The organism is Arthrobacter sp. BGA-UO-ETr-C19, assembly GCF_059568005.1.
On the sequence record NZ_JCAQPC010000024.1, the window covers coordinates 255,229 to 281,883 of the forward strand.

A 26,655-nucleotide genomic window follows, 5' to 3' on the forward strand; every position below is an offset into this window, starting at 1 on the left:
TCTTCTTTGATGGTCGGCAGTCCCGCTTTTCTGAGAACGTTTGCGGGAACGTTTTCATTCTGCAACGTGGTCCAGCTCACTGTCAAGGGAACGTTTTCATCCGCGAGGAAATAGAGTGTCTTTCAGGACAACCCTGCAGAGGAGCATTGCCATGGAACCCAGCGCCGCCGCGACCGTCACATTGAGGGACGTTGCTGCGGCAAGCGGAGTGAGCATTTCCACCGCCAGCCGCGCCCTCGACGAACGCGGCACAGTCTCCAGGTCCGCCACGGCCGCGCACGTCCGCAAGGTCGCGGAGGAGCTCGGCTACCGCCGGAACTCGTTCGCATCGAGCCTGCGCCGGGGCGAGACGCGGACCTTGGGTGTCCTGGTGCCGCGCCTGAGCGACACTGTGATGGCCCTGATGTTCGAAGAACTCGAACGGGCAGCCGCGGACCGGGGCTACTTCGCCATGGTTGCCACCAGCGGTGACGAGCCCGACGACGAGCGCCGCGCTGCTGAAACGCTGCTGGACCGCAACGTGGACGGCCTCATCCTGGCCACCGCCCGCCTCGATGACGAGCTGCCCCGGCTCCTGCGTGAACGCAGGGTGGCCCACGTTCTGGTGCTCCGTACCGACGGCGTCAGCCCTTCGGCTCTCGGTGACGACGAAGTGGGCGGCTACCTGGCCGTCCGCCACCTCATCGACCTCGGGCACCGGGACATCGCGGTCGTTACCGGGCCGTCGTTCACGTCAACTGCGAACGCACGTTTGAATGGTGCCCGAAGGGCCATGCATGAAGCCGGCATTGAACTCCCGGACAACTGGAGCATCGCAGGTGGCTACGGCATAGAGAACGGCTTCGCCGCCGGCGATGCCCTGCTTGGTGGGGGCGCCGGGGAACGCCCCACCGCGATTTTCGCGGCGAATGACAACCTTGCGATGGGCATCATGGCCGCTGCGCACCGCCACAGGCTGAGCATCGGCGGGGACTTGTCGCTGGTCGGGTACAACGACATCCCTCTGTCATCCCGTCTTCCTACCCCGCTGACTTCTGTCCGGACTCCCCTTGCCCAAATAGCCAGGACCGCCATCGATCTCATTATTGATCCCGACAAAGAGCCGCGGGTGAGCAGGTCTATGCCTACGCTCATCCCCCGTGAATCAAGCGGCCACCCCAGGGGTCGGACGTAGCTCTTTGGGCCCCGGTCAGCCGGAAGGCATCTAACCGGTTAGTTCCGCCCGGCGGTGGCGCAATTCCTTTAGGGCCCGGTTCAGCGGGGACCCGTGGAACGGCAGCGCTTCGAGATCCACCGAGGTTGCGGCTTTCAGGGCGACGGCGTTGGCCGAGGCGGCGGCCCTCTGCGGCAGGCCGATCTCGGCCGCGAACTCGGCCCAGTGCCGTGCCCTCAGGTTCTTCGATGTTCCCGCGACCGGCAGTGCCATGGTGACGTCGCCATAGATGAGCGTGCAGGGCACGTCGTAGACCGGTGCGACGACGTAACCGCCCTGCCGGCCGCCCAGGACGGAAACGTTCTTGGCATGCAGGTCCCCGTTGCCGGTCAGCCAGGCGAACAGGAACTGCAGGTACAGGTTCCGGGCGGCCACCGCCGGGGCCTTGGATACCCGGGCCAGGGCTGCGACGACTTCTTCGGCCGCCATGTTGTACTTTGATGCCGGCGGCAGTCCCAACACCTGTGCCCCGTCCTCGGAGGGCAGGTGCATCCACCGCCCGCCGTCAGTGACCCGGTCGAAGCGTGTGACGAGTAGGCCGGACAACCCGTTCTTGTCCTGGACGACGGTGGCGGTCGCGACGGGGATCTTCAGCACCCTGGCTGCAGCCAGATGGACCGCTTCGTTTTGGATGAGGCTGGCGTGGGTGGGCGGGTTCATTTTCAGAATGTATCGGCCACTTCCCAAAGCCAGGGGTGCGGACAGCATGGAAGCGCTGACTTTGGGCTGAACGCCGGGCAGTCCGTGCAGGTCGAGCGCTTCGGCGAGGACTGCGAAGTCCAGTGCCGCCGGATCCGTCGTATCCGCCAGGGGTTCCGGCTCGGCCGGCGCTTCGCCTGCCGGGACGATCTGCACGTCGCCCGGCACGTCGGCGCCGACGGCCATGATCAGCGTCAGCTCATCGTCGAGGCTGGTCTTCGCGGCGTTCTTCAGTACGGTCAGCCGGTGACCTTCGGGCAGCAGGCCTGCGAAGAACGCAGGCAGGCCGCCACCGTGGGTGACAATAGGCGCCGCTGCCGGCGGCAGTGTGGTGGCGATGCCGGGCAGCCCTGCCCTCAGGTAATCCGGGAAATATGTAAATTCCGTACCGCCGTTCTCGGTCCTGGCCAGCCTGCCGGCCAGTTCCCCCTGCTTGTAGACGTCGGCAGCCGGGAGGAAGCGCAGTCGCTGCAGGTCACCCGCCATCAGGCGGCCGCCACGTGCAGACCGAGTACGTTCGCGACAGATACGACAGCTGCCAGCGTGGGGTTGCCCGAGCCCGTCTCGATGGCCCGGACGGTGCGCTCTGAGACACCGGCCAGATCGGCCAGGTCGCTCTGCTTTAGGCCTGCTTCCTTACGGGCCACACGAACTGACCTCCCGATGCCCTGCACGTCTCCTTCCGCCACTACCAAGCCCGCTTCCATCGGCATCATGTTGCCGTTTCCGGCCTTTCTGAATCACAGTCTTGCCCATTTCGGCCCTTTCGGCAACATGTTGCCGCTTTCGACTCTGGGCTGGTTACTGGCGCACGTTTGGGGCCCGTATCGGCAGAATGCTGCCGGAAACGCCGAAACCGCCCCCGTCCAATGCGGCCGGGGCTTGACTGTGCGTTCGCGCTCTCGTGCGTGCCCCGGCCCGGCGGCTCAGCTCAGCACCAGCCAGACGCCCAACGCCCCGAGGGCAACGCAGGCTCCGGCGGTCCAGAAGACGGCCGCGATGTCCGGCGCCATCTGCCCGGCCCGGATTCCCTCCACGCCGCGCTGGTAGCGCCGCCGCTGCGTAAAGTAGATGCCGCTCCCTGCGGCGACGGTGAGGCCAAACATCGTGAGGACAAACGGTCCCTGGTCCGGGAGCCAGCGCAGGCACACCGCGCTCGCGGCAATCAGCGTCAGGACCGTCCGGCCCCAGGCGAGCGCGGTGCGCTCGGGCTGCAGCCCCGGGTCGCCGTCGAGCGGGCCGTCACCGGGCAGGGGAGCGGTGGCCGGGTCTTTGTCCACGGTTCAGGCCAGAACGACGACGGCGATCACCACCGCCGCCGCGACGGCGCAGCCGGCGGCGAGCAGCGGACCGATCAGGGGCAGCGGCAGGGGACGGTTGGAGCGGAGGCTGGCTTCCACACGGAGCCAGCGCACTGCGGAGCCGGCGCTGAGCAGCATGCCCAGCAGAAGAAGCAGGACTGCCAGCCCGCGGCGGATGGGCTCCGGGAAGACATCGGTGGTGAAGGCTTCCACCGCAATGCCGCCTGCGAGGAGCGCCAGGGAAGTGCGGATCCACGCCAGGAATGTGCGTTCGTTGGCCAGGGTGAACCGCGGGTCCGGCTCGGTGCCGCCGGGCAGGAGCTTTTCGGCGAACCTGCTTCTGCGGGAGTCGGGGCCTGGCGGGGGAGGCGGGGTGGACGGCACGGTCACAGTCTAGCCAGTGCAGTTGTTTACAGGTCCGTGAAATTTCTGTCACAGGCGTGTCAAGGCGGCTTCCCCGCGCTTATGATGCATCCAGAGGCAGGAAGTCCAGCCAGCGGCCAGCTGCCCGGAACCAGAGGAGTGCCCATTGGACAACACCCGGTTCCCCGACGATGACGGCCAGCCCGGTGACAGCCCGCCCGGCACTGAGGTCCCGCTGGTGCGGGAGCAGGCCTACGAGATCATCGAGGCGGTCCTGGCCGGCACCGATCCGGAAGGGGCCGAGGTCCGGGAGCGGCTTAGGGAACATGTGGCAGCGCATCCAGGGAATCCCGAGGCGGCACTCCATGAGCACCTGGTCTTCACGCGCTCCCTGACCCGGCAAGCCAACAAAAGGCCACATCCCAACAAACAGGATGTTCATCGGCATCCTGCCGGGGAACAGATCAGTGTCCCCGGCAACGGACAGGCGGCCATCGAGGCGATCCTGCATGGCGGCATGCTGGTCACGGCGTTCCAGCCGATCCACGATCTCGGCCGCAGCGGCGTCATCGGGGCGGAAGCCCTGACGCGGTTCCTCTGGGAGGAGGACGGCAGCGGTGCAGGTTCCTGGTTCAAGAACGCCGCCGCCGTCGGGCTGGGCGCGGACCTTGAGTTCTCAGCGCTGCAGGCGGCTGTGGCCGCCGCGCAGGATCTGCCACCCCATCTGGTGGTCGCCTTGAACATCTCCCCGGCCGTATGCCTCGATCCCCGGCTGCCTGCATTCCTGGAACACGCACCCCTGGAACCGTCCCGGATCATGCTGGAACTCACCGAGCCGCTTCAGTCCGGCGAGTTGGACCCCCTGCTGGATGTCCTGGGGCCGCTGCGCAGTTCCGGCATGGGGCTGGCGCTCGATGAAGCCGGAACGGACGCCGCCTCCATGCGCCACATCCGTTCCCTTCGGCCGGATCTCATCAAAATCGGCCGCGGCCTGGTTGCGGGGATCGACGCCGATCCCAGCCGCCAGTACCTGGTGGCCGACCTTGTCGAATACGCACGGCAGACCGGGGCGGCGCTGGCCGCCGTCGGAATCGAAACCGCCGCCGAACTTGCGGTCCTCAGCCGGCTGGCCGTGGCCGCCGGCCAGGGCCACTTCCTGGGAATGCCCACGATTGACGTCAAGGAGTGGGCCACCTGGGCCGGTCCCGCCACGGCAGTCCCAAACCCGCACGGGCGGCACACGGCGAGACGGCCGCCACAGCCGGACGGCGGGCAGCGTTAGCCCTGCTGCCGCCAGCGTTAGCCCTGCTGCCGCCAGCGTTAGCCCTGCTGCGCCGCCCATTCTTCGACCCGGCGGTTGCTTTCCTCTTCGGAGAGGTCTTCCACGCGGGTCATGATGGACCAGCGGACGCCGAAGGGGTCCCGGATGCTGGCGTACCGGTCGCCTGAGACGAAGGTAGTTAGGGGCTCGCGGATTGTGGCTCCGGCCTGTTCCGCGCGCTGCACGAGGGTGTCTGCGTTTGGGCAGTAGAGGCCCAGGGAGTAGCAGTCGTTTTCACCCTCCGGCGCCGGAACCAGGTGGTATTCGGGGTTGGGTTCGCCGAGCTGGAGGTGGCCGTTCCCGAAGTCGAGTTCTGCGTGGACCACTACTGCGCGCATCTCCGTGGCGCCGACTACGCGGGCGCCGAACACGTCCTGGTAGAAGGCGATGGCTTCCCTGGCGCTGGTCACGGCGAGGAACGGCGTGAGGCTCGTCAGGCCGTTCGGAATCCCGTGGGTGGTGTGCTCTCCGTGGGCGGCGGTCGCTGATTCGGTGCTTGTAGTATCTGTCATGTCCATGACGCTACGTGCCCCGCCAGCGGCGGCGCTTGGAGATTCGCGACATTCTGAGGGGACCGATGGAAAGTTCGTTCAAGGGGATCCTTTACCCGGCCCGGCTTCCCAGTTTTCACCGCCTCCCGCCGCCAGCCTCCGTGGCGGGCCTGGTCCAGTGGTTCTGGATTCCCGAGTGGGACATCGAGCCCGGCCGCACATCCCGCCAGCACCTGATCGCGTACCCCGGCTCCAACCTCGTGGTGCAGCCCGATGGCGTGGTCTTCTCCGGACCGACTACCCGGACCGCCCATCGGGACCTGGCCGGACGGGGCTGGGCGGTCGGCGCTCTGCTGCGGCCGGCGGCCGTGCCGCTGTTCACCGACGATCCCTCCGGCCTGCGGGACACGGAGATGGGGGTGGACGCGGAAGGTCCGCACCGTTCCGTCTCGGAGGTCATGAACACGCACGACGGCGATACTCGCCGTGAGCGGGCAGTGGATGCCTTTGCGGGGTGGCTGGCCTGCGTTGCCGGGTCCGCTGTGTCCGAGGAGGCGTTGCTGGCCAACCGGTTGATGGACCTCACTGGTTCGGATGCCTCGGTAGTCCGTGTCGAGGACGCGGCGTCCGCGCTGGCGGTGTCGCAGCGGACCTTGCAGCGCGTGGCCAGGAAGTACATCGGCCTCAGCCCTGCCGCGCTGATCCGCCGTCGAAGGCTTCAGGACGCTGCCGAGCGGACGCGGCTGGATCCTTCAGCTGATTTGTCTGCGATAGCTGCCGAGCTTGGGTATGCCGACCACGCACACCTGACGAACGACTTTCAGAAGTACCTGGGTTTCACTCCGAGCACGTACCGGCGGGCGGTTGCCGGCGGATCCGTTGATTGAGCCTGTCAGTCCGGATGGGTTTCAGCCCCGGTCATCCGGCAGAATGGGCGCCGTGAGTTCCCCGGATGCCGCCGTAAACCGCAAGCCCCAAACACTGCTGAGCCGTGCCCTGCACGTGGCGCTGGCCCTTGCCATGGTCCTGGTGGGGCCGGTGATGATCGGTGCCGGTTCCCGGATGGTTGATGCGGATGACGAGATCGCGCGGACGGGTGTGCATACCACCGGAACCGTCGTTGACTTCAACGACGCCAGGAGGGCTTCGCAGAGGGACATCAGGGTGAGGTACACCTCCGCGGACGGAACGGTCCGCTTCACCTCGGTCACCGTGGACCACGACCAGCGCCCGACGGAGGGCGAGGAAGTCACGGTGGCGTACCGCGAGCAGGAGCCCGGCCGGGCAGTCGTGCTGGGCTACGAGAGCGGCGGCATCATGGTCCGGGGCATTGGCACTATCCTGGCCATGATTTTCATCCCCATCGTTCTCATCCTCGTGTTTTCGAAGCGGGGCAAGAGACGCAGAAACAGGCTTGGCTAGCCGCGGCTTAACCTCAGGATGCCGGCGTCGTCCTGGCTTGCTGGATGATGGTCGCTGTGGAGAGTATGTGCTGTTCCATCTCCCTTTTTGCAGCCTCGGAGTCGCCGGCTTCGAGCGCCTTGATGATGCGGCCATGGTCTTCGTTACGTTCGGTAATCGCTGTGCCGAACGGCTGGGGAGCGCCCGTGGTGTTGATGAGGAAGTCGCTAAGGTCCCACATGCGGCGGCTCATATTGTTCATGACGCGTGAATGAGCCATGCGGTGGATGATCTCGTGGAAGTTCCGGTTCTGGATTCGGTACTGGCGCGCCCGGACATCGGCGTCGGGCTCGCTGTTGAGCCGGTCCATCCTGCGGGCAGCCAGGTACAGCTCGTCCAAATGCTCGTCGGTGCGACGTTGTGCGGCGGCGGCCGCGATGACCGATTCGAAGCCGGCGAACATCCGGAAGAAGTCCTCGACCTCTTCCAGGGAGTATTTAGTTACGACGCAGCCGATCTGCGGGAAAATTTCGACCAGTCCGTCGGCGGAGAGCAGGCGGAGCGCCTCCATGACTGGCTGTTTACTCACGCCGAATTCAGCGCGGATAGCCTCTACGGACAGCTTTGTCCCGGCCGGATATTCGCCTTCAAGCAGTCGGTTTTGGATGGCTTCGTAGATGCGTCCGAGAAGCCGTCCGCCGGTGCCGGTGGAACGCTGATTCAGGGATGACGATGTAGGTGCCATAAGTCCAGTATCACGCATCGTCATCCTTTCACGGGCGACTGGCACGCTAGCATGTGCATTTCTTTGGCTGAGGTCAAGAACGTCCCGACCGTGAGAATCGACGACTCCCACGGCCGGGTACGGGTTAGACGGCTTGTGGTGCGGCTAAGCCGACGATGTCGGCCGCCGTCGATATCTCTGCCAGCAGGCCTAGGGACTCTATGCTGGCCTGATGTGCTTCGGCAGTAGCCGCGGAGCAGGCGTCTTCGGCGATGATGACCCGGTAGCCGGCGTCTGTAGCGACACGGGCCGTGCTTTCCACGGAGGCGTTGGTGGCGACGCCTGCGAACACGAGGGTGTCGATTCCCCGGCTCTCCAGAAGGGAAGTGAGTTCGGGAATGAACCCGCCAATGCGCTGGTGCGTGATAACAGCATCCTTGGCAGCCGGGGTTAGTTCCGGGACGATGTCGGCCAGGGCGCTGCCATCTTTCAGGCAGCCGGCCTGTTCGACGACCTTCAGCAGCGGAGAATTGGCGTTCAGGTCACTGAAATCAGGCTTGAACGCAACGCGGGTGTAGATCACGGTCATTCCCGCTTCCCTGGCTGAATTGAGCAGGGCGCCGATCTTGCTTATGACGTTCCGGCTCACGACCTGATCGTGGAAGAACGGGGCAAAGGCCCCGGCGCCGGAGACGATATCTCCCTGGCAATGGATGGCGATGACGGCCGTGCGTTCTGGGTTGAGTTCCATTATCTTGTGTTCCATTTCTGCTGGAGGGGCGTGTGGCCGCGGATGGTGTCATACGCGGCCACAGGCGGCTTTTAGGATCCGGGGACGACTACGACGTTGGTGAATCCTCCGCGGCGCTTGTCTACAGCATCCAAGGCTTCGTTGACCTCGGATAGGGGGTAAACCTCGTGTTCAAAGACCGAAAGGTCCAAGGTTCCGGCGTGTGCCATTTCGGCCATGTCCTGGCCCTCAGCAACGCTAAACCACAGGGAGCCGATGACGCTGATCTGGAAGCACATCAGCTTAAACATTTCCAGAGGCAGTGGTTCGGACATGCCGCCAATGTCGACCATCCGACCACCGCGGCGCAGGGCTTCGATGCCGGCGATGGTGATCTCGTGGGGAGCGCCCGGTCCGACGGCGTCGATGAAGATGTCGGCACCGAGGCCGTCGGTGTTTTCGCGGACCCATTCGCCCACCGGCTGGTCGCCGTGGGAGAGGACGTGGACGCGCTTGGGATCAAGGAGGCGGACTCGTTCAAGGAGCTCACGGTCCCGGGCCATTGCGAAGACCTTGGTCGCGCCCATGGCCAGCGCATTCAGTACCGCGCCGACCCCGAGGGTTCCGGTACCGCCGTTGACCAGGACGGAAGTTCCAGCTCCGGCGCCGGCCTTGCGGAGTGCGGAGTAGGACGTTCCCATGTAGCCGAAGCGGCAAGCAGCTTCAAAGGAGATGGATTCAGGCAGGAGGACCAGTCCGTCCGCGGGGGCCTTCATGTATTCGCAGAAGCCGCCATGCGGGTAGTCCTCGAAGATCTCCTGCGACCCGGCCCCGAACCCGAAGTAGCCCTGGAATGTATAGGCGGGGTCATTGATCCTTTCCCCGCGCCGTGAAGCATGCGAGTCACCTGAGTCGCGGCCGGGATTGACGTAGACCCGGTCTCCTGGCTTGACGTTGCGGACCTGCGAGCCAACCTTGCTGACGACGCCTGCCGCATCCAATCCGTAGATGGCAGGCAGTGCCGGCAGAGGAAGATACGGGAACCACTCGGGGTAGGACGTGATGACGTTCCGCAGGTTGGGCACGACGTTGCACGCCTTCACCTCCACAATCACATCCCGCGGCCCCGGTTCGGGAACGTCCACCTGGTCGATCTGGAAAGGCTTGCCTACTTCATGAAGACGTGCGGCCTGCATCAAGCTCATCGTTGTGCTCCTTGCATTGGGAATCGGAACTTGCCATCGAAGTGCCCCCGGACCTCGTTTGGCGAGGCTGTCGGTGATCTTAGCCACTGGCACGTGAGGAACCTTACATGCAAGTCTGCAAGCATGCAAGACATCTTCCATACCGAAGTAGGGTCCTTTACAAACCAGCTGGCATGCTAGTATGCTACTGACCAGTGATCGGCCTCACGTTTCATCGAGGAAGCGCGAAGGCGACGCAATCGGCCCGGCCGGAGAATGTCCTCCACCGGTGCACGGACGGATGATGCCGTCCCGGAACCTGGACTCTAGAAGGTGTGATGGAAACTCATTTGGAATTCGACACGGATGTGCTCATTGTCGGCACCGGCCCGACCGGAGCCACAGCGGCTCTGGCGCTGGCCACGCACGGTGTGCGGGTCCACATGCTTTCGCGGTGGAACTGGCTCGCGAACACTCCCCGCGCACACATCACAAACCAGCGCGCCGTGGAAGTGCTGCGGGACCTGGGTGTGGAGGAAGAAGCCGCAAAGTACGCCGTTCCTTGGGGTGAAATGGGCGACACTTTGTTCACCACCAGCCTTGCAGGCCAGGAAATCGCGCGCCTCCGCACCTGGGGGACAGGGGACGAGCGCTACGGGGATTACCTGAAGGCCAGCCCGTGCACCATGCTCGATGTTCCGCAGCCTCTGATGGAACCGATCTTGCTGAAGAATGCAGGGGAGCGCGGCGCGCAGGTCACGTTCAACACCGAATACCTCTCCCACGTCCAGGACAGCGTCGGGGTGACGGTCACGTTCCGGAACCATGTGACCGGTTCTGACTACACGCTGCGGGCCCGCTACCTGATCGGCGCCGACGGAGCCCGGTCCCAGATCGCCGAAGACATCGGTCTACCGTTCGAGGGTCAGCTGGCGCGTGCCGGGACCGCCTATGTCCTGTTCAAGGCGGACCTGGGCAAGTATGTCGCCCACCGCCCCAGCATCCTGCACTGGATCATGAACCCTGTCGCCGGCTTCGGCGAAATCGGGATGGGCCTCCTCCGGGCCGTGCGCCCCTGGGACGAATGGATCGCCGGCTGGGGATTCAACATGGCCGACGGCGAACCCGACCTCACCGAAGACGCCGTCCTGGAAAAAATCCGCACCCTCGTGGGTGACCCGGACCTCGAAATCGAGGTCAAGACCAGATCCACCTGGTACGTGAACCAGCAGCACGCTAACCACTTCTCCGTCGGACGGGTCTTTTGCGGAGGAGACGCCGTGCATCGCCATCCGCCGAGCAGCGGCCTGGGCTCCAACACCTGCATGCAGGATGCCTTCAACCTGGCCTGGAAACTTGCCTACGTCATCAAGGGCTACGCCGGTGAAAGCCTGCTGGACTCCTATTCCCTGGAACGCGCGCCGGTGGGCCGCCAGATCGTCGCCCGTGCCAACCAGTCCCGGAAGGACTATGGGCCGCTGAATGAGACCTTCCGTGTTCCGGGCCAGGAACACAGCATCGAGGCTGGGCTGGCACGCCTGCACGCACCGACGCCGGAGGGCGTGGAACTGCGCCAGAAACTCCAGGACGCCCTCGAGTTGAAGAACTACGAATTCAACGCCCACGGAGTAGAGCTCAACCAGCGCTACGAATCCGCCGCCGTCATCCCCGACCCTGAAGCTCGGGAGGAGCAGTGGGCAAAAGACCCCCAGCTCTACTTCCAGCCCAGCACCCGGCCGGGAGCCAAAATTCCGCACGCGTGGCTCGTAGACCGCAACGGCAACCGCACATCCACCCTCGACGTCACTGGGCGCGGCAAATTCAGCCTCGTCACCGGCCTCGCCGGCCAAGCATGGGAAACGGCAGCAGAAGAGCTGAACCAGCCCTTCCTGCGCACCGTCGTCGTCGGCGGAAAGGGTACCGAAGATCCCTACGGCGCATGGCACAAGGTCCGCGAAATCCACGAAGCCGGCGCCCTGCTCGTCCGCCCCGACGGCTACATCGCGTGGCGCCAAAGTGCCCCGGTATGGGACGTCGAAAAAGCCCGAGCCGAACTGCGCACCGCACTGGACGCCATCCTCGGCCACACCCCAACGATCATCCACGAACACGCAGGAGAAACCCGTGAATTCACGCCCGTACACTAGCGTCTGGTCCGACCTCAACCAGGTCGAATTCAGCCAGGGCTTCATCCAGGTCGGCCCCTACCGCACCCGCTACCTGCACGCCGGCGACAGCTCCAAGCCTGTCCTGCTGATGCTGCACGGCATCACCGGCCACGCCGAAGCCTACGTCCGAAACCTCAAAGCCCACGCCGAACACTTCAACGTCTACGCCATCGACTTCATCGGCCACGGCTACAGCAGCAAACCCGAACACCCGCTGGAAATCAGGCACTACATCGACCAGGTCAACCACTTCCTCGACGCCATCGGTGTCGAAAAGGCCTACTTCACCGGCGAATCCCTCGGCGGCTGGGTCACCGCCCGGTTCGCGATTGACCACCCGGAGCGGGTCGAACGGATCGTCCTGAACACCATGGGCGGCACCATGGCCAACCCAGTCGTGATGAAACGGCTCTACACGCTGTCCATGGAAGCTGCCAAAGACCCGTCCTGGGAGCGCGTCAAAACACGGCTCGAATGGCTCATGGCCGACCCTGCCATGGTCACCGACGACCTCATCCGCACCCGCCAGGCCATCTTCCAGCAGCCCGACTGGCTGCGTGCCTGCGAAGCCAACATGGCACTGCAAGACCCGGAAACCCGACGCAGGAACATGCTCACCGACGATGACCTGCGCACCATCCAGGCACCCGCCCTCGTCGTCTGGACCACCAAGGACCCCTCCGGGCCGGTGGATGAAGGCCGCCGCATCGCCGGGCTCATCCCCAACGGCCGCCTCTCCGTCATCGAAAACGCCGGCCACTGGCCCCAGTACGAACAAACCGAGATCTTCAACAGGATCCACCTGGACTTCCTGCTCGGCCGGGAGCAGGAAACCGGAGCCGACCTCATCCCCGAACACGCGAACCGCTAGGACACCGCCATGACTGTCGCACTCCTTGCCATGTCCCACAGCCCCCTGCTCGAGCACGGTGACCCCGGCCCCGAGATTAAGGCAGAGGTCAACGCTGCCTTCGATGCGGCCCGCAGCTTCGTCCACGACTACGACCCGGACCTGGTCATCAACCTCGGCCCCGACCACTACAACGGCTTCTTCTACGAGCTCATGCCACCGTTCTGCATCGGTTACGACGCCGTCAGCATCGGTGACTACGGAAGCCAGGCCGGACCACTGAATGTCCCGAAAGACATCGCCGAAGGCCTCGCCCAGTTCGTCATCGACCGCGGCATCGACATCGCCATCTCCCTGAAAATGGAGGTCGACCACGGCGCCGTCCAGCCCATGGAACTCATGTACGGGGACATCACCGCCAAACCGTTCCTGCCGGTCTTCATCAACTCCGTCGCACCACCCTTCACCCCGCTCCAGCGCGTCCGCCTCCTCGGCGAAGCCATCGGTGAATACCTGAAGACACTGGACCAGAAGGTCCTGCTCATCGCCTCCGGGGGACTCTCGCACGACCCGCCCGTTCCGCGCATCGCCACCGCGACCGAGGCGCAGCGCCAGATGCTCATCGGCGCCAACCGGCACCCCACCGCCGAGGCACGCGCCGCCCGGCAACAGCGGGTCTACGACACCGCCGACGCCTTCGCTCGCGGCGAAGCCGACATCCAGGACCTCGCTCCGGAATGGGACCGGCAACTGATGAAGATTCTGGCTTCCGGTGACCTGTCGCCCATCGATGACTGGACGCCGCAGGAAATGACCCAAATCGCCGGGAACTCCTCGCACGAAGTCCGCACCTGGATCGCCGCCTACGCCGCATTGGGCGTCAACGGACCGTACACCGTCGGGTACAGCTACTACCGTCCGATCCGTGAATACATCGCCGGCTTCGGCGTCACCACCGCCACCCTCGACAACTGAGACCCTTGGGAGAGCTAGACGCCTAGCATGCTAGCTCCTTGGGCGGTATCCACCTTCTCGACGCGGCCGCGCGCCGCACGACAGAGAGCAACCTCATGACACAGCAATCCACTACCCCCAACGCCGGCGGAGCGGTGACCGCCGGTGGCTCACCGGCCACGCACCGAAACGTAGCCAACACCCTCCTCGGTGCCTTAAAGACCGTGCGCCCCTGCGCACCAGTGCGTGACCTCCTGGACGGGGACCTCGAGTCCGCCTACCTTGTCCAGGAACTGATTATCCAGAGCCGGACCAGCCTGAAGAACCGGCGCGTGGGACGCAAGGTCGGCCTGACCGCCCCGGCCGTACAGCGCCAGCTCGGCGTCGACCAGCCCGACTTCGGCGTCCTGCTCTCCGACATGCAGCGGGGTGAGGACGAACAAATCCCGTACACGGCACTGATCGCCCCGCGCATCGAAGCGGAAATCGCCTTCATCATGGGCCGCGACGTCGAGGACACCGACCGGGAATCCGTCCTTTCCGCAGTTGACTACGTCGCACCGGCCCTGGAAATCGTGGACAGCCGCATCGCCGGCTGGGACATCGGCATCGTGGACACCGTCGCCGATAACGCCTCCAGCGCCTATTTCGTCCTCGGTGAGGGCAAGGCCACGCTCGACGGCTACGTCCCGGCCGGCGCCGAAATGGTCATGACCATCAACGGCCATGAAGTGTCGAAGGGAACCGGCGCTGACTGCCTCGGGGATCCCGTCAACGCCCTGGTCTGGGTCGCCGAAACAGCTGCCGCCCTGGGCTGGCCCCTCCGCGCCGGGGAGATCGTCCTCTCCGGCGCCCTCGGCCCCATGGCCCTCCTCAGCGCAGGGGACATTGTCGAAGCCCGCATCGGCGGGCTGGGCACCGTCACCGCCTCAGTAACTAAGGACCTCTCGTGAGCGCAAAAGCGGCCATCATCGGCTCAGGAAACATCGGCACTGACCTCATGTTCAAGATCATGCGCCTAAGCGACAAGCTGGACATGGGCGTCATGGTCGGCATCGACCCCGCCTCCGACGGCCTCGCCCGCGCCGCCCGCCTCGGCATCGCCACCACCGCCGAAGGAGTCGAAGGCCTAATCGGCATGCCTGAGTTCCAGGACATCGAGGTCATCTTCGACGCCACCTCCGCCGATGCCCACCGTCACAACGCGGCAGCCCTGGCACCCTACGGGAAGAAACTGGTTGACCTCACTCCGGCTGCCATCGGCCCCTACGTCGTGCCTGCAGTGAACCTCGTGCAGCACCTGGACGCAGGCAACGTCAACATGGTCACCTGTGGCGGGCAGGCCACCATCCCGGTCATCGCCGCCATCAACAGCGAAGCGCCGGTCCACTACGGCGAAATCGTCGCCTCCATCTCCTCCAAGTCCGCCGGTCCCGGCACCCGCGCCAACATCGACGAATTCACTGAAACCACCTCCGATGCCATCGTGGAAGTTGGCGGAGCAGCCAGCGGCAAGGCCATCATCGTGCTGAACCCGGCAGAACCGCCGATGATCATGCGGGACACCGTTCTGTGCCTGGTTGACCGGCTGACCGACGCCGAGCAGGACCGCATCGCCGCCGCCGTCAGGGACAGGGTCGCTGAAGTCGCAGGCTACGTCCCCGGCTACCGGCTCAAGCAGGCCGTCCAGTTCCAGCACGAAGGCGCCGAAGTCAGCGGGCTGATTCCGGAAGGCCGGGGCACAGGGGAGTACACCCGGGTGAGCGTCTTCCTCGAAGTCGAAGGCGCCGCACACTATCTTCCGGAATACGCCGGAAACCTGGACATTATGACCTCCGCCGCGCTCCGCGTCGCCGAACGGCTGGTCACCACCAAGCAGGAAGTAGCCTCATGAGCCAGACACCCACCCGCGTCTTCATCCAGGACGTCACCCTGCGCGACGGCATGCATGCAGTCCGCCACCGCCTCAGCCCGGAGAACGTCGGCAAGATCGCCGCGGCACTGGACGCCGCGGGCGTCGACGCCATCGAAGTGGCCCACGGCGACGGTCTCGCCGGCAGCAGCCTCACCTACGGTCCAGGCAGCCACACCGACTGGGAATGGATCGAAGCCGCTGCCTCAGTGATCAAGAATGCCCGGCTCACCACACTCCTGCTGCCCGGCATCGGCACGCTCAAGGAACTCCGCCACGCCTACGGCCTCGGGGTCCGCTCAGTCCGGGTCGCCACCCACTGCACGGAAGCGGACGTCTCCGCCCAGCACATCGCCTACGCCCGCGAACTGGGTATGGACGTCTCCGGATTCCTCATGATGTCCCACATGTCTGAACCCGAAAAGCTCGCGCAGCAGGCCAAACTCATGGAGTCCTATGGCGCACACTGCATCTACGTCACCGACTCCGGCGGCGGCCTGACGATGGATGGGGTGCGGCAGCGGGTCCGCGCCTACCGGGACGTGTTGAACCCGAAAACCGAAATCGGCATCCACGCCCACCAGAACCTGTCCCTGGCCGTCGCCAACTCCGTCGTCGCCGTCGAAGAGGGCGCGTACCGGGTGGACGCCTCCCTGGCCGGCCACGGTGCAGGAGCGGGCAACACCCCGGTCGAACCCTTCGTCGCGGTCGCCACCCTGCAGGGCTGGGAACACAATGCCGACCTCTTCGCCCTCCAGGACGCCGCCGAAAACCTCGTCCGTCCCCTGCACGACCGGCCCGTCCAGGTTGATCGGGAAACACTGACCCTCGGCTACGCCGGCGTGTACTCCAGCTTCCTTCGCCACGCCGAACGCGCTTCAGCCCTGTACGGGCTGGACACGCGCGACATCCTCGTTGAGGTCGGCCGCCGCCAGCTCGTCGGCGGGCAGGAAGACATGATTACCGACGTCGCCCTGGACCTCCAGAACACCGCCAAGAACCATCCGCAGCCTCTCCCCGTCCGCTAACACCGCCTCATCCAAGGAACCCCCAATGTCAACGAAGACATCCCCCGCCGCCGAAGGCCGCACCAGTCCGATGAGGGTTGCAATGGCAAGCTTCATCGGCACCACCGTCGAATACTACGACTTCTTCATCTACGGAACAGCAGCAGCGCTGGTATTCCCCAAACTGTTCTTTCCCGAAGCCAGCCCGCTCATGGGTACCCTGCTTTCCTTCGCCACTTTCGGCGTCGGGTTCCTCGCCCGGCCGCTTGGCGGCATCGTCTTCGGGCACTTCGGCGACCGGGTCGGGCGGAAGAAGATGCTCATCATCTCCCTCGTCGGCATGGGTGCCGCCACCTTCTTCATGGGCCTGCTGCCCGGCTACGCACAGATCGGCATCGCTGCGCCCGTCCTGCTGACCGTCCTGCGCATCTTCCAGGGCTTCATGGTCGGCGGGGAATGGGGCGGAGCTACCCTCATGGCCGTTGAACACGCCCCCAAAGGCAAGAAGGGGTTCTTCGGAGCGTTCCCGCAAATGGGCGCCCCGGCCGGGACCAGCCTGGCAACTGTCGCCTTCCTCGGCGCGACCCAGCTCCCCGGAGACCAGTTCGCCACGTGGGGCTGGCGTCTGCCGTTCCTCGTCAGCGCCGTCCTGGTCATCGTCGGCCTCGTCATCCGTCTCACCATTGCCGAAAGCCCGGCGTTCGCGGCAGCCCGTGAAAAGCAGGAACTGGTCAGGCTCCCCATCAAGGAAGCTTTCCGCCGCCACCCCAAGGAAATCTTCCTCGTCGCCGGGACCTACCTCAGTCAAGGCGTGTTCGCCTACATCACCATGTCCTATCTGGTGAACTACTCCACGACTGTGGCCAGGATCGACCGCACCAGCGTCCTGCTCGGAGTCTTCGTCGCCGGGCTTGTCGCCGTCGTTCTTTACCCGGTCTTCGGCTCACTTTCGGATAAATACGGCCGCAAGACCATGTACCTGACGGGCGCCTTGGCCATGGGCGCGCTCATTGGCCCGGCGTTCATGCTTATCAACACCGGCGTGGCGGCGAACTTCGTCCTGGCCGTTGTGCTGATCTTCGGCATCGCCATGGCACCGGCCGCGGGCGTCACCGGATCCCTGTTCTCCATGGTCTTCTCCCGGGAAGTGCGTTACACCGGAGCATCTGTCGGCTACACCATCTCCCAGATTTGCGGCTCCGCGTTTGCCCCCACGATCGCCACCGCACTGTTCGCCGCAACCAAGAGCAGCGATTCGATCGTCATCTACCTCCTCGTGGTCTCGGCCATCTCCGTCATCTCCGTGGCGCTGCTGCCCGGCGGCTGGGGACGCAAGGAAGCAGCCCGCCAGAACGGCGAACTGCAGCAGACCCACCGCACCGCGGAATCTAGCACTGCGGAAGCCAGCACAGCCGAAGCCTGATTGGGTAGTGCGGGCGGGCGGGCGGCTGGCAGACGGCCAATCGTCCGCCCGGCGGACCCGAGCGCAGTGGACGGGCACAAGCTGATGGGCTCATGACGAATTCTGGACGGCGACGACAAGCAGATTTACGATTAAGGGGCGTTGTGGAGCCTTTGGGCTCCGGGGGGCAGCCCGATTGGGGGAGGCCTCGAACGCCACCTGGCGGCCCTGCGGTCGTTTCCTCGGGGCCTTCAGGTGTACTACGGCGCCGCCGCTGCGGTCCGTCTCGGGGTAGGGGGCCCATCCTGTTCGCAATTTTCGCCGCCGGAATCAGTTACGATTTCCCCAACCGGGCCATTCCGGCCATTTTCCATGGGGGATTCATGCGTTCAAAACTTCTTGGTGCCGTGCTCGGTCTCGGTCTTCTCACAGGCCCATAGCAGCCGCACGCCTAATGCTCCGGGGCGGAGACGCTTAAGGGTCTAGGCGCGGCCGTCGCCACTGGCAACCTTCGGTTCATACCTCAGGAGGACATTGGACGATGAATCGAATCTCACGGAATCCAGAAGGGTGAAAGCTGCGGACAGGGTGAAAATCGGTATGCCTTCACCCAGTGCGTTAGGGCTGATCATCAAGTGGACTTCATCCACCAACCGCATATCGAGGAGGCCGTTCCAAAGGACCCTGCTCGCGAAAATCAGGATGTCGCCGTTGCCTTCTTGCCGGCAGGCGCCAATCCAGCCGGGCAGTTCGTTGCCAGGAATAACGGTGGTGGTGTCCCGCCAGGCGTTGTCGGCCGCTACCACAAAGGTGTCTGAGACCACTGTTTTGGGCAGGGAGTTGAAGGCCCGGCTGATCCGGCGGTTGTCCTCGCTGACCGCGCGGTTCCCCGGATCGTCAGGGGCGGTAGCTATTCCTGGCCAGTACGAGCTGAAGCCTTCGAAGGACTTCCGGCCCAGGAGCAGCATGTCCGCCGCCTCAATGCGCGTGCGGTTGTATTCGTCGAATGCCCCATCCATGTTCAGCACCAGGGGATTTCCATCGCTGGCAGCGTAGAAGCCGTCCACGGACGCGATATTGAAGACGACGACCCTTCGCATGGTGAGATCCTTCCAGATCGGTCGCCTGCAGGCCAGAGGACTTCGGGGAGGTGGCGGCGGGTCTTCGTGCACCGATTGCCCGGACGTTGCCCGGACGGAAGGCCCCTGCGACCATGGCATGGTGAACAGGCCTATCGGTTATTGGGTCCGGCGTTTGGACGAGGCGCTGGAGGCACATCTTGATGCCACGCTCGCCCGTGTCCGCCTGACCAGAAGGCAGTGGCAGGTGCTCAACACGCTGGGTTCTGGCCCTGTCACCCCCGCCGAGCTGAAGCACGCCCTGCGCCCTTTCACCGCAGCCGACGGCGAGGCGGCCCAGGAACGGGACATGGCCGGGCTGGTGCGAAGGGATCTGGTGTTCCTGCTGGACGGCCGGCTCAGCCTGACCGACGCAGGTGTGGCATTGCATGCGGCGGCATCGGGGCTGGTGGAAACCGCGCGCCGTGAGCTGACGGCAGGCATCGGCGTGGATGAGTATGCCATGGCTGTAAGCGTCCTCGAACGCATGAGCAGGAATGCAGAACGGCTCGCCGCGCGATAGGTGATGCCATCCCCCTGGTCAAAGTGAGACCGAGGGGAATTCAGCTTGGGGCGGGCGGTGCGCTGGCGCTTTCCCTGAGCCTGTTCCTGGCGCCGCGTTCAACCAGCGTCGGGATGTAGGTGCGGATCCGGCCGCCGTCAAGGAGTGCATATTCCTCGGCCACAGCGGCGGCGATCAGGTTCCGGGGCGTTTCGGGGTAGCGCGCCGCGAGGCGGTCGGTGACCTTGGCGATTGTTTCGTGCTTTTCCGTGTCGTCCATGCTTCAGTCTGAGCGACCGGTGGCTGCGGCGTCCATCAGCCTGCTTACGGCTTCGCGAACGTCCTGGCCGGTAGCATCACAGACATGATGCATCAGAGCGCAATCTTCGTTGACGCAGGCTTCCTTCTCGCCGTCGGCGGAACCCAAGTTGCCGGGACATCCTTGCGATCGGCGTTCAGCGTCAACTACGAAAAACTCATACGTGGGATTCTGGGCCGGGCCAAGGACCACTGCGGGCTCGAATCGCTGCGCGTCTATTGGTACGACGCCTCCAAGGACGCATTGTTCACGGACCAGCACAAGAAAATCGGGTTGCTTCCCGACGTTAAGGTCCGGCTTGGCCGCATCTCGTTCAACGGGGAACAGAAGGGCGTCGACCTCAAGCTTGGTCTGGACCTCGTCGGAGTTGCCCGGAACAGGGCGGCATCGGTGGCATTCCTGGTCTCGGGTGATGACGACCTTGCAGAGGCCGTCGAAGCGGCCCAGGATCTCGGCATGAAGGTTGTCCTGGTGGGCCTGGACGATCCGAGCCACCGGCTCGGAGTCGCCTCGGTCGCTGAACACCTGGCTTTGCGCGTGGACAGCATCATCACCCTGCCGGCCGAACTCATCGAATCCTGCTTCGCCAAATCGGTTTCGGCGGCACCCCGGCCCACCCCCGTTGCGCCAACTCCGGGGCCACTGCCGGCCCGGCCCGCACCTGGATCCGGGCCGCGGCCAGGGCCCCCGTCGGTGCGGCCGCAAATGCTGCCCGCCGCCCCGAAGCTGCACCGATCAGAAGCGCATCTCGTGTACAGCTCAGGCGCCGGAGCTTCAGCTTCCGCTGTCTATGAGGGCTCGGCTTTCGACGTTGCGCAGGAGGTTGGGGAGAGTGTGGCCGTCAGCTGGTACGGTTCCACCACCCAAGGGGAGCTGACTGAGCTTTTGGCGGACCGCCCGGTGCTGCCGGTGGAGATTGACCGGGTCCTGCTCAAGGACTGCGCCCAGCGAATCGGTGAGTACAAGACGGACCTCCAGGGTGTGCGGCGAGCCCTCCGCGACGCCTTTTGGCTGAAACTCGACCAGCTCGTGTAATTCTGCTGATTCCCTCTCGATCGAACCGGAATGCCTCCTTGGATACCGCCATTGACATCCCGGGTGGCCGGGTCAATGGTTGGCTTGTCCAGCACCATCCGGATCATCCAAGGAGCAGAAATGAACGCCGCACCGTACGGAATCGTGCACTTCTTCGCAGGGGGCACCAAGGAGCAGTACGACGCCTCAATCGCCGCTGTTCACCCCGGCGAGGGGCGCCTGCCCGACGGCCAGATCTTCCATGCTGCCGGCGCTTCCGCCGGTGGCTGGACCATCATGGCCGTCCATGAGTCGAAGGAGAGTTGGGAGAAATTCCGCGACGGCATCCTCATGCCCCGGATGCAGGAGGGCATCGAGGGCGGGTTCGCGGCGCCTCCCGAGGAGACCGTCGTCGATCTGTACAAGGTCATGCCCTAGAGGTTCGGGAGAACACTGCGATGGCTGCCATCGTCAACTACTTCGAGATCGGTTCGCCGGACCCGGATGCCGCACGGAACTTCTACGGCTCACTGTTCGACTGGACCTTTGGCGAACCTTCGCCGGCCGGATACCGGACGGTCGACGGCGACAAGGGCGGTCTGTGGGACACCACCGCCCTGGGCGGAAAGGCCTGGGCCATCTTCTATGTGCAGGTGGACGATGTGAAGGCGGCGATCGCCCAGGCCGAGTCCCTCGGTGCGAGCGTCGCAGTCCCGTTCGTCGACAACGGAGCCATTGAGTTCGCGCACCTTCTCGACCCGCAGGGCAACCGCTTCGGCGTGTGGCGGCCGAAAGAGCCAACCTAAGCCGTGGGAAGCGCCTGCCAATCCCTATTCCGGCAGTTCCACCTGGAACCCGCAGTCGCACCTGAGGACCCGGGTGGCGAGGTAGACATCCAGGGTGTCCCCGTCTGTGCCTTCGGTGGACAGCGGCGCGGAGAGCCGGCGGAGTTCCGACCCGGCTTTCCGCATCGGCTGTCCACAGTGGATGTAGTGCCCGCCGAAGATCAGCACGTCCCCTGTCTGCTCGGCACGGGCCAGGACCATGGACAGGTCCGCGGCCTGGGCAGGATGCTCACTGAAGAGCCCGCACCGGCTGCAGGTGTAGGAGACAAGGACGATCTCCGGAGGCGAGTGTTGAAGCCCGGCGACGGACCTGATGGTGAGATGGCGGTCGGTGCCGCAGTGGCCGCACATCACCGGGAGCACGCGGTGCCGGCCGGCGCCGTCCTGGCGGAAGCCGTGGAAACCCAGCGACATGATCAGAGGGCGTACGGGTAGCTGGAGAGGATGTAGTCTGCTGCGGCGCGTCCCTTCATCCTCAGCCTGCCGTTGCGGACATTTACCCCGCGCAGGCGCATTCCTGCCCTGAAGACGGCGGGGCGTTTGGGTTTCACGCCCTGGAGCAGGCACCAGCTCGTGTATAGCCCGTACAGGCAGTCCGGCCCCAGCGGGCTGTCGGTGTCTGCAGCGGGGGTGGTTGCGTCATGAAGGAACTGCTGGAAATGGGAGGTGGCCACGTCAGGCTCTTTCCTCGGGTGCACGATGTCCGCCGTGAGGCTACAGCGGGTACCCCCGGCGGTGCACGATGCCGGAGGAGGTTCCTGCGGGAACTTCAGCCATGCAGGACCCTGCTTTGAAAAATACACCTGTTCCCGGAACCTGTACAGGTTTTTGGTCCCGGGCGGCCCACCGTGAACCTGTATTTACTTGAGCACAAGCGCCTCGGACAGCACGGGCCCAAGTGACTTTGAATAGGCTGCCGTGAGGTGGGCCCCGTCTGCATGCATAGGTGACGTTCCGGCGAAAGCGGGGCAGTTCCCAGCGATGCAGAACCATCCAACGGTGTCCACGAAGTGAACGTTCGCCTGCCCGGCAGGGTCAAGGGCCGCCCGGCCGGCGGCCGTCATGTCCAGTGAGAGTTGCTGCACCTTTGACGCGCAGTCCGCAGGCGTGCTGATCTTCGTGGCGCACTCAGCGAACTTGCGGCCGCGTGGAGGCGGGTCCAGCACGAAAACCTGTTTAGCCGAGGCGGAGAGTTCTGTATACAGCTTTTTAGACGCCTCTTTCCATTCGTCGGCCGCTGCAGTGCCCGTTGCTCCACTGGAAAGGCGCACCAACGTTCCCGTTGAGCTGGAACTGATCACCATGTCAGGCTTCATGGCGGCTATCTGCTGAAGGGCCCACGTCCGGAAAGGGGCGCACTTGGGGTGTGCCGATTTGGAAGATTTAAACACGTCAACCTCCGCAGACGGGCACTGCTGCATGGTGTAAACGTGGATCTTGTATCCCCGCGGCTCAAGTGCGGCGCGTATGCCTGGAACGTAGCTGATAGCCACGGAGTCGCCGAGAACGACTGCTGTCTTCGTGGCCGCTTCGTCTCCGTAGATGCAACGGGCGGCATTTTCTGTGGGGTCCTCCAGAGCGCCCCGCTCGTCGCCCAGACATCCGTCCTCCACCCATTCAGGTGCTTTCGCGTCGTCGCCAAGCGTATCGATCGCCGGCGTAAGCTCTGGCCACTGGGATGCCGAGAGGGCAAGGGTGAGTTCTTGGCTCAGCCGTGCTGAGGGAGTGTTTGCAACAGCAGGGGAGGAAGCACCCGGCGTCACGACTGGGTGCCCAACAGCCCTTTCGGTGACCGGGGCGGCCTTCGCCAGGGTGAAGCTCACCACGATGGCGGCAGCCAGGGCAAGGGCAGTGAGCCCTCCGAAGGCCAGCCGGGTCGCGGCCTCGTGCGGCGCCCTGGCTGCCTTGGCTGCCTTGGGCTCAAGCCACTGCGAGTGCCTGACTGGCTCTTCAAAGAAGCGGTAGGACCATGCTGACAGCGCGAAGGTGAGGGCTAAAGCAACGGCGTAGTCTGCTGCACCACTCGATGGCCGAAGTGCTTCAAGAAGAATGATGACAGGCATGTGCCACAAGTACAGAGAGTATGAAATGTCGCCCAGGTAGCGGGAGGCGCGGTTAGTCAGTGGAGCCAGCAGTCGTTGCTCCCCTCCGGTCCCTGCGGAGATGACGGCCATGGTTGCAAGGACTGGCACCGCTGCCCATGGACCCGGGAAGGTCAGTTCCGGTGTCATAGCGAAGGCACCGAAGACGATTCCTGCGAGGCCGAGGTAGGCCAAAGCGGGCCTGATGCGGTCCGGAATGCGCAGCAGAACCGGCGCCATAACGGCCAACAGACCACCGCAGCAGAGCTCCCAGGCGCGGGAAAACGTCGAGAAGTATGCGACGGTGGGTAAGGCGGAGCTTTCCCACATGGCGAAGACAAACGATGCTCCGACCACGGCAAGCAAGGCCAGGCCCAGTGAACGCCGGGCCCCGGAAGACGAACGGCCTCGCTTGGAAGCTCCCCACCCGAGCATGAGCACGATCAGCCATGGCCAAACGATGTAGAACTGTTCCTCGACGGCCAGCGACCAGAAGTGCTGCAGCGGGGATACCGCCCCTCCGGCCTGCATGTAGTCAGTGCCGATAATGGCCAGGTGCCAGTTGGCCGCAGACAGGAACGCCCACAATCCGTCCTGGGCAATGCCCGCGAAGCGCGCAGTGGAGAACACAGCCCATGACGCGATGAGCGTCAAGACGATAACTAGCGATGCCAGCGGCAGGATGCGTCGCGCCCGGCGCCGGTAGAAGTCCGCGAAGGAGATCCTGCCGTTTTTGTCATGCTCCCGGATCAGGCTGGCAGTGATGACGAAACCGGAGATCACGAAGAAGACATCGACGCCGATGAAGCCACCGGTGGGGTAAGCCAGCAGGTGGTCCGCAATAACCAGCGCAACTGCCAGTGCGCGAAGGCCCTGGATGTCATAGCGCTTTCGTGCGCGGGGATTGTCCGTCCTCACCGCCGGGAAATTCGCTTTGCGTTGAGCGGCCCGGCCCACTGGCATGCGGGCATGAGTCACGGACAAGAGAATTCCCCCAAATGAGACCGGCGTTGGTGATATTTTACCCGCCAGACATATCTGGTTATCCCCCACATTTGAGCAGGGGCATGAAGGGCCGTTAGCTAGCGAAGAGACAACTCCAGCCGCTGGGGGTTCTCCGTGGCATCCTCGGCGAGCAAGTCCAGCAGGTACCGGCCGTAGCCGCTCTTGCCCAGCGGTTCCGCACGTTCGCGCAACTCATCATCACTGAGGAAGCCGAGACGCCATGCGATCTCTTCGGGGCAACCTATGGAGAGGCCCTGACGCTTTTGGACTGTGCGCACGAACTCTGACGCCTCATTGAGGGAATCGAAGGTGCCGGTATCCAACCAGGCAGTGCCGCGGGGGAGGATCTCCACCTGGAGCTTGCCCCGTTCCAGGTATTCGCGGTTCACATCAGTAATTTCCAGTTCCCCACGTGGCGAGGGCTGCAGATTGCGGGCAATTTCGACAACGTCGTTGTCGTAAAAGTAGAGCCCGGGCACGGCATAATGGCTTTTCGGCGTCTCCGGCTTTTCCTCGAGGGAAATGACTTTGCCCGTGGCGTCGAACTCCACGACGCCGTAGGCGGTCGGGTCAGCAACGCGGTATCCGAAGATGGCGCCGCCTTCGATGTCCGCGAATCGGCGGAGCTGCGTGCCCATGCCCGGGCCATAAAAGATGTTGTCACCGAGGACCAGTGCCACCGGCCCGTCGCCGATGTGATCGGCACCTAGAACAAATGCCTGGGCCAGACCGTCGGGGGAGGGCTGCTGGGTGTAGGTGATGTTGACGCCAAGCTGGCTGCCGTCGCCCAGCAGGCGCTGGAACTGGTCCGCGTCGTACGGAGTCGTGATGATCAGGATGTCCCGGATGCCGGCCAGCATCAGAGTCGACAGCGGATAGTAGATCATCGGCTTGTCGTAGACAGGAACCAGCTGCTTGCTGATGCCCTGTGTAATCGGATGAAGTCTTGAACCGGTCCCCCCGGCGAGGATAATCCCGCGCATGGGATCTAGTTTCGACGCTATGGCGGGTTCAAACAAATCCGTGGCGCTATGGAAATATGGAAATCATGCAGAAATTCCTCGTGACCGGTGGTGCCGGTTTCATCGGTTCCAATTTTGTGCACTATGTCCTGAATCACACCGATAACGCCGTCACCGTCCTCGACAAGCTGACTTACGCGGGGAACCGGGCCTCGCTTGAGGGGTTGCCGGCGGACCGCTTTCAACTCGTCGTCGGGGACATCGCTGACGCCGCAGTAGTCGACAGCCTTGTGGCCGACTGCGACGTCGTGGTTCATTACGCCGCCGAGTCACACAACGACAATTCCCTGCATGATCCGCGGCCCTTCCTGGACACAAACATCATCGGCACCTACACGCTGATCGAGGCCGCCCGGAAGCACGACAAACGCTTCCACCACATCTCCACTGACGAGGTGTACGGGGACCTTGAGTTGGACGATCCGGAGCGGTTCACGGAGAGCACTCCATACAACCCGTCCAGTCCCTATTCCTCCACGAAGGCTGGTTCCGATCTGCTGGTCCGGGCCTGGGTCCGCTCCTTCGGGCTTCAGGCAACCATCAGCAACTGCTCGAACAATTACGGCCCCTACCAGCATGTCGAGAAGTTCATACCGCGCCAGATCACCAACGTCATTGACGGCATCCGGCCGAAGCTGTACGGCAAGGGCGAAAACGTTCGGGACTGGATTCACGCCAACGACCATTCATCGGCAGTGCTGGCCATCATCGCCAAGGGCCGGATCGGCGAGACGTACCTGATCGGCGCTGACGGCGAAAAGAACAACAAGGACGTCGTCGAGCTGATCCTGAAGCACATGGGCGAGGCATCGGACGCTTATGACCACGTAGTGGACCGCGCCGGCCATGATCTGCGGTACGCCATCGATTCCTCGAAGCTCCGTACGGAGCTGGGCTGGCAGCCCGAGTTCTCCGATTTTGATGCCGGTATTGAAGACGCCATTGCTTGGTACCGGGACAACGAGGACTGGTGGCGTCCCCAGAAGGCCGCCACGGAGGCGAAGTACAAGGAGCAGGGTCAGTAGCGCC

Annotated in this window: 30 protein-coding genes; 16 read left to right on the forward strand and 14 right to left on the reverse strand. The window is 64.3% G+C overall.

Going from position 1 to position 26,655, the window contains the following annotated elements; genetic code table 11:
- Positions 1–151 precede the first annotated feature (151 nt).
- Positions 152–1,174 carry a LacI family DNA-binding transcriptional regulator gene (locus AC57BR_RS20105; protein ID WP_496363798.1) on the forward strand — a complete coding sequence of 341 codons (1,023 nt, stop codon included), beginning with the start codon at positions 152–154 and terminating at the stop codon, positions 1,172–1,174.
- 30 nt (positions 1,175–1,204) lie between these two features.
- On the opposite strand, the gene AC57BR_RS20110 is transcribed toward AC57BR_RS20105, so the two are convergent.
- From AC57BR_RS20110 to AC57BR_RS20125, 4 genes are all read right to left on the reverse strand, one after another.
- Positions 1,205–2,398, reverse strand: coding sequence for a type II toxin-antitoxin system HipA family toxin (locus AC57BR_RS20110; RefSeq protein ID WP_496363800.1), 1,194 nt, complete (start codon positions 2,396–2,398; stop codon positions 1,205–1,207).
- On the reverse strand, positions 2,398–2,619 hold the full coding sequence (locus tag AC57BR_RS20115; RefSeq protein ID WP_496363802.1) for a helix-turn-helix transcriptional regulator: 222 nt from the start codon (positions 2,617–2,619) through the stop codon (positions 2,398–2,400). Before AC57BR_RS20115 ends, AC57BR_RS20110 begins: the two co-directional genes overlap by 1 nt.
- Positions 2,620–2,838: 219 nt before the next feature.
- A complete protein-coding gene (locus tag AC57BR_RS20120) occupies positions 2,839–3,192 on the reverse strand; it encodes a DUF202 domain-containing protein (RefSeq protein ID WP_496363804.1) in 354 nt (117 codons plus the stop codon).
- Positions 3,193–3,195: 3 nt separating this feature from the next.
- The gene (locus AC57BR_RS20125; protein ID WP_496363806.1) at positions 3,196–3,597 is read right to left on the reverse strand and encodes a YidH family protein; all 402 of its coding nucleotides are present in this window, start codon (positions 3,595–3,597) and stop codon (positions 3,196–3,198) included.
- A gap of 145 nt (positions 3,598–3,742) precedes the next feature.
- Between AC57BR_RS20125 and AC57BR_RS20130 the strand changes: the two genes are divergently transcribed.
- Positions 3,743–4,858, forward strand: coding sequence for an EAL domain-containing protein (locus AC57BR_RS20130; RefSeq protein ID WP_496363807.1), 1,116 nt, complete (start codon positions 3,743–3,745; stop codon positions 4,856–4,858).
- Between the two features lie 38 nt (positions 4,859–4,896).
- Here AC57BR_RS20130 and AC57BR_RS20135 read toward each other — a convergent pair whose 3' ends face one another.
- Positions 4,897–5,409 carry a VOC family protein gene (locus tag AC57BR_RS20135; protein WP_496363809.1) on the reverse strand — a complete coding sequence of 171 codons (513 nt, stop codon included), beginning with the start codon at positions 5,407–5,409 and terminating at the stop codon, positions 4,897–4,899.
- 65 nt (positions 5,410–5,474) lie between these two features.
- Between AC57BR_RS20135 and AC57BR_RS20140 the strand changes: the two genes are divergently transcribed.
- Positions 5,475–6,275: a helix-turn-helix domain-containing protein gene (locus AC57BR_RS20140; RefSeq protein ID WP_496363811.1), complete on the forward strand. Its 801-nt coding sequence runs from the start codon at positions 5,475–5,477 to the stop codon at positions 6,273–6,275.
- 43 nt (positions 6,276–6,318) lie between these two features.
- Positions 6,319–6,810, forward strand: coding sequence for a DUF3592 domain-containing protein (locus AC57BR_RS20145; protein WP_496363813.1), 492 nt, complete (start codon positions 6,319–6,321; stop codon positions 6,808–6,810).
- 13 nt (positions 6,811–6,823) lie between these two features.
- Here the strand turns inward: AC57BR_RS20145 and AC57BR_RS20150 are convergent, their stop codons facing one another.
- The 3 genes from AC57BR_RS20150 to AC57BR_RS20160 all read right to left on the reverse strand — a co-directional run bounded on the left by AC57BR_RS20150 (position 6,824) and on the right by AC57BR_RS20160 (position 9,448).
- Positions 6,824–7,534 carry a GntR family transcriptional regulator gene (locus AC57BR_RS20150; protein ID WP_496363815.1) on the reverse strand — a complete coding sequence of 237 codons (711 nt, stop codon included), beginning with the start codon at positions 7,532–7,534 and terminating at the stop codon, positions 6,824–6,826.
- Positions 7,535–7,658: 124 nt separating this feature from the next.
- A complete protein-coding gene (locus AC57BR_RS20155) occupies positions 7,659–8,264 on the reverse strand; it encodes a cysteine hydrolase family protein (protein ID WP_496363817.1) in 606 nt (201 codons plus the stop codon).
- 71 nt (positions 8,265–8,335) lie between these two features.
- Positions 8,336–9,448 (reverse strand): alcohol dehydrogenase catalytic domain-containing protein, encoded by a 1,113-nt coding sequence (locus AC57BR_RS20160; RefSeq protein WP_496363819.1) that lies wholly within the window; start codon positions 9,446–9,448, stop codon positions 8,336–8,338.
- 317 nt (positions 9,449–9,765) lie between these two features.
- Here AC57BR_RS20160 and AC57BR_RS20165 point away from each other — a divergent pair, with 317 nt between their 5' ends.
- The 7 genes from AC57BR_RS20165 (at position 9,766) to AC57BR_RS20195 (ending at position 17,741) form a co-directional block, all read left to right on the forward strand.
- The gene (locus AC57BR_RS20165) at positions 9,766–11,574 is read left to right on the forward strand and encodes an FAD-dependent monooxygenase (protein WP_496363821.1); all 1,809 of its coding nucleotides are present in this window, start codon (positions 9,766–9,768) and stop codon (positions 11,572–11,574) included.
- A complete protein-coding gene (locus AC57BR_RS20170) occupies positions 11,552–12,466 on the forward strand; it encodes an alpha/beta fold hydrolase (RefSeq protein WP_496363823.1) in 915 nt (304 codons plus the stop codon). Before AC57BR_RS20165 ends, AC57BR_RS20170 begins: the two co-directional genes overlap by 23 nt.
- Positions 12,467–12,475: 9 nt before the next feature.
- The gene (locus AC57BR_RS20175; RefSeq protein ID WP_496363825.1) at positions 12,476–13,420 is read left to right on the forward strand and encodes a 3-carboxyethylcatechol 2,3-dioxygenase; all 945 of its coding nucleotides are present in this window, start codon (positions 12,476–12,478) and stop codon (positions 13,418–13,420) included.
- 95 nt (positions 13,421–13,515) lie between these two features.
- Positions 13,516–14,352 (forward strand): 2-keto-4-pentenoate hydratase, encoded by an 837-nt coding sequence (locus tag AC57BR_RS20180; RefSeq protein WP_496363827.1) that lies wholly within the window; start codon positions 13,516–13,518, stop codon positions 14,350–14,352.
- Positions 14,349–15,293: an acetaldehyde dehydrogenase (acetylating) gene (locus tag AC57BR_RS20185; RefSeq protein WP_496363829.1), complete on the forward strand. Its 945-nt coding sequence runs from the start codon at positions 14,349–14,351 to the stop codon at positions 15,291–15,293. Before AC57BR_RS20180 ends, AC57BR_RS20185 begins: the two co-directional genes overlap by 4 nt.
- On the forward strand, positions 15,290–16,339 hold the full coding sequence (dmpG, locus tag AC57BR_RS20190; RefSeq protein ID WP_496363831.1) for a 4-hydroxy-2-oxovalerate aldolase: 1,050 nt from the start codon (positions 15,290–15,292) through the stop codon (positions 16,337–16,339). Before AC57BR_RS20185 ends, dmpG begins: the two co-directional genes overlap by 4 nt.
- Positions 16,340–16,364: 25 nt before the next feature.
- A complete protein-coding gene (locus tag AC57BR_RS20195) occupies positions 16,365–17,741 on the forward strand; it encodes an MFS transporter (protein WP_496363833.1) in 1,377 nt (458 codons plus the stop codon).
- 461 nt (positions 17,742–18,202) lie between these two features.
- Here AC57BR_RS20195 and AC57BR_RS20200 read toward each other — a convergent pair whose 3' ends face one another.
- A complete protein-coding gene (locus AC57BR_RS20200; RefSeq protein WP_496363834.1) occupies positions 18,203–18,820 on the reverse strand; it encodes a dihydrofolate reductase family protein in 618 nt (205 codons plus the stop codon).
- A 121-nt stretch (positions 18,821–18,941) separates the two neighbouring features.
- Between AC57BR_RS20200 and AC57BR_RS20205 the strand changes: the two genes are divergently transcribed.
- A complete protein-coding gene (locus tag AC57BR_RS20205) occupies positions 18,942–19,361 on the forward strand; it encodes a winged helix DNA-binding protein (RefSeq protein WP_496363835.1) in 420 nt (139 codons plus the stop codon).
- A 40-nt stretch (positions 19,362–19,401) separates the two neighbouring features.
- On the opposite strand, the gene AC57BR_RS20210 is transcribed toward AC57BR_RS20205, so the two are convergent.
- Entirely contained in the window at positions 19,402–19,620 is a 219-nt protein-coding gene (locus AC57BR_RS20210; RefSeq protein WP_496363836.1) for a three-helix bundle dimerization domain-containing protein, read from the reverse strand.
- A gap of 84 nt (positions 19,621–19,704) precedes the next feature.
- On the opposite strand from AC57BR_RS20210, the gene AC57BR_RS20215 reads away from it, so the two are divergent.
- The 3 genes from AC57BR_RS20215 (at position 19,705) to AC57BR_RS20225 (ending at position 21,479) form a co-directional block, all read left to right on the forward strand.
- Complete coding sequence (locus AC57BR_RS20215; RefSeq protein ID WP_496363837.1) at positions 19,705–20,694, forward strand: NYN domain-containing protein; 990 nt, start codon at positions 19,705–19,707, stop codon at positions 20,692–20,694.
- Positions 20,695–20,814: 120 nt separating this feature from the next.
- Positions 20,815–21,111: a hypothetical protein gene (locus tag AC57BR_RS20220; RefSeq protein WP_496363838.1), complete on the forward strand. Its 297-nt coding sequence runs from the start codon at positions 20,815–20,817 to the stop codon at positions 21,109–21,111.
- Between the two features lie 20 nt (positions 21,112–21,131).
- A complete protein-coding gene (locus tag AC57BR_RS20225; protein WP_496363839.1) occupies positions 21,132–21,479 on the forward strand; it encodes a VOC family protein in 348 nt (115 codons plus the stop codon).
- Between the two features lie 24 nt (positions 21,480–21,503).
- Here the strand turns inward: AC57BR_RS20225 and AC57BR_RS20230 are convergent, their stop codons facing one another.
- The 4 genes from AC57BR_RS20230 to rfbA all read right to left on the reverse strand — a co-directional run bounded on the left by AC57BR_RS20230 (position 21,504) and on the right by rfbA (position 25,587).
- On the reverse strand, positions 21,504–21,932 hold the full coding sequence (locus AC57BR_RS20230; protein WP_496363841.1) for a hypothetical protein: 429 nt from the start codon (positions 21,930–21,932) through the stop codon (positions 21,504–21,506).
- Between the two features lie 2 nt (positions 21,933–21,934).
- Positions 21,935–22,192: a hypothetical protein gene (locus AC57BR_RS20235; protein ID WP_496363843.1), complete on the reverse strand. Its 258-nt coding sequence runs from the start codon at positions 22,190–22,192 to the stop codon at positions 21,935–21,937.
- A 186-nt stretch (positions 22,193–22,378) separates the two neighbouring features.
- Positions 22,379–24,517 carry an acyltransferase family protein gene (locus tag AC57BR_RS20240; RefSeq protein WP_496363845.1) on the reverse strand — a complete coding sequence of 713 codons (2,139 nt, stop codon included), beginning with the start codon at positions 24,515–24,517 and terminating at the stop codon, positions 22,379–22,381.
- Positions 24,518–24,681: 164 nt separating this feature from the next.
- Complete coding sequence (rfbA, locus tag AC57BR_RS20245) at positions 24,682–25,587, reverse strand: glucose-1-phosphate thymidylyltransferase RfbA (RefSeq protein ID WP_496363847.1); 906 nt, start codon at positions 25,585–25,587, stop codon at positions 24,682–24,684.
- A gap of 65 nt (positions 25,588–25,652) precedes the next feature.
- Here rfbA and rfbB point away from each other — a divergent pair, with 65 nt between their 5' ends.
- The gene (gene rfbB, locus AC57BR_RS20250) at positions 25,653–26,651 is read left to right on the forward strand and encodes a dTDP-glucose 4,6-dehydratase (protein ID WP_496365190.1); all 999 of its coding nucleotides are present in this window, start codon (positions 25,653–25,655) and stop codon (positions 26,649–26,651) included.
- The last annotated feature ends 4 nt before the right edge of the window (positions 26,652–26,655 follow it).

What these genes read in the sequence shown, in the direction of transcription:
- AC57BR_RS20230 (WP_496363841.1), bottom strand. Translation starts at nt 21,932, where the DNA reads ATGTCGCTGGGTTTCCACGGCTTCCGCCAGGACGGCGCCGGCCGGCAC.
- AC57BR_RS20175 (WP_496363825.1), top strand. Translation starts at nt 12,476, where the DNA reads ATGACTGTCGCACTCCTTGCCATGTCCCACAGCCCCCTGCTCGAGCAC.
- AC57BR_RS20160 (WP_496363819.1), bottom strand. Translation starts at nt 9,448, where the DNA reads ATGAGCTTGATGCAGGCCGCACGTCTTCATGAAGTAGGCAAGCCTTTC.
- AC57BR_RS20110 (WP_496363800.1), bottom strand. Translation starts at nt 2,398, where the DNA reads ATGGCGGGTGACCTGCAGCGACTGCGCTTCCTCCCGGCTGCCGACGTC.
- rfbB (WP_496365190.1), top strand. Translation starts at nt 25,653, where the DNA reads ATGCAGAAATTCCTCGTGACCGGTGGTGCCGGTTTCATCGGTTCCAAT.
- AC57BR_RS20150 (WP_496363815.1), bottom strand. Translation starts at nt 7,534, where the DNA reads ATGGCACCTACATCGTCATCCCTGAATCAGCGTTCCACCGGCACCGGC.
- AC57BR_RS20225 (WP_496363839.1), top strand. Translation starts at nt 21,132, where the DNA reads ATGGCTGCCATCGTCAACTACTTCGAGATCGGTTCGCCGGACCCGGAT.
- dmpG (WP_496363831.1), top strand. Translation starts at nt 15,290, where the DNA reads ATGAGCCAGACACCCACCCGCGTCTTCATCCAGGACGTCACCCTGCGC.
- AC57BR_RS20220 (WP_496363838.1), top strand. Translation starts at nt 20,815, where the DNA reads ATGAACGCCGCACCGTACGGAATCGTGCACTTCTTCGCAGGGGGCACC.
- AC57BR_RS20145 (WP_496363813.1), top strand. Translation starts at nt 6,319, where the DNA reads ATGGGCGCCGTGAGTTCCCCGGATGCCGCCGTAAACCGCAAGCCCCAA.
- AC57BR_RS20210 (WP_496363836.1), bottom strand. Translation starts at nt 19,620, where the DNA reads ATGGACGACACGGAAAAGCACGAAACAATCGCCAAGGTCACCGACCGC.
- AC57BR_RS20195 (WP_496363833.1), top strand. Translation starts at nt 16,365, where the DNA reads ATGTCAACGAAGACATCCCCCGCCGCCGAAGGCCGCACCAGTCCGATG.
- AC57BR_RS20115 (WP_496363802.1), bottom strand. Translation starts at nt 2,619, where the DNA reads ATGGAAGCGGGCTTGGTAGTGGCGGAAGGAGACGTGCAGGGCATCGGG.
- AC57BR_RS20180 (WP_496363827.1), top strand. Translation starts at nt 13,516, where the DNA reads ATGACACAGCAATCCACTACCCCCAACGCCGGCGGAGCGGTGACCGCC.
- rfbA (WP_496363847.1), bottom strand. Translation starts at nt 25,587, where the DNA reads ATGCGCGGGATTATCCTCGCCGGGGGGACCGGTTCAAGACTTCATCCG.
- AC57BR_RS20215 (WP_496363837.1), top strand. Translation starts at nt 19,705, where the DNA reads ATGATGCATCAGAGCGCAATCTTCGTTGACGCAGGCTTCCTTCTCGCC.
- AC57BR_RS20155 (WP_496363817.1), bottom strand. Translation starts at nt 8,264, where the DNA reads ATGGAACTCAACCCAGAACGCACGGCCGTCATCGCCATCCATTGCCAG.
- AC57BR_RS20140 (WP_496363811.1), top strand. Translation starts at nt 5,475, where the DNA reads ATGGAAAGTTCGTTCAAGGGGATCCTTTACCCGGCCCGGCTTCCCAGT.
- AC57BR_RS20165 (WP_496363821.1), top strand. Translation starts at nt 9,766, where the DNA reads ATGGAAACTCATTTGGAATTCGACACGGATGTGCTCATTGTCGGCACC.
- AC57BR_RS20135 (WP_496363809.1), bottom strand. Translation starts at nt 5,409, where the DNA reads ATGACAGATACTACAAGCACCGAATCAGCGACCGCCGCCCACGGAGAG.
- AC57BR_RS20200 (WP_496363834.1), bottom strand. Translation starts at nt 18,820, where the DNA reads ATGCGAAGGGTCGTCGTCTTCAATATCGCGTCCGTGGACGGCTTCTAC.
- AC57BR_RS20105 (WP_496363798.1), top strand. Translation starts at nt 152, where the DNA reads ATGGAACCCAGCGCCGCCGCGACCGTCACATTGAGGGACGTTGCTGCG.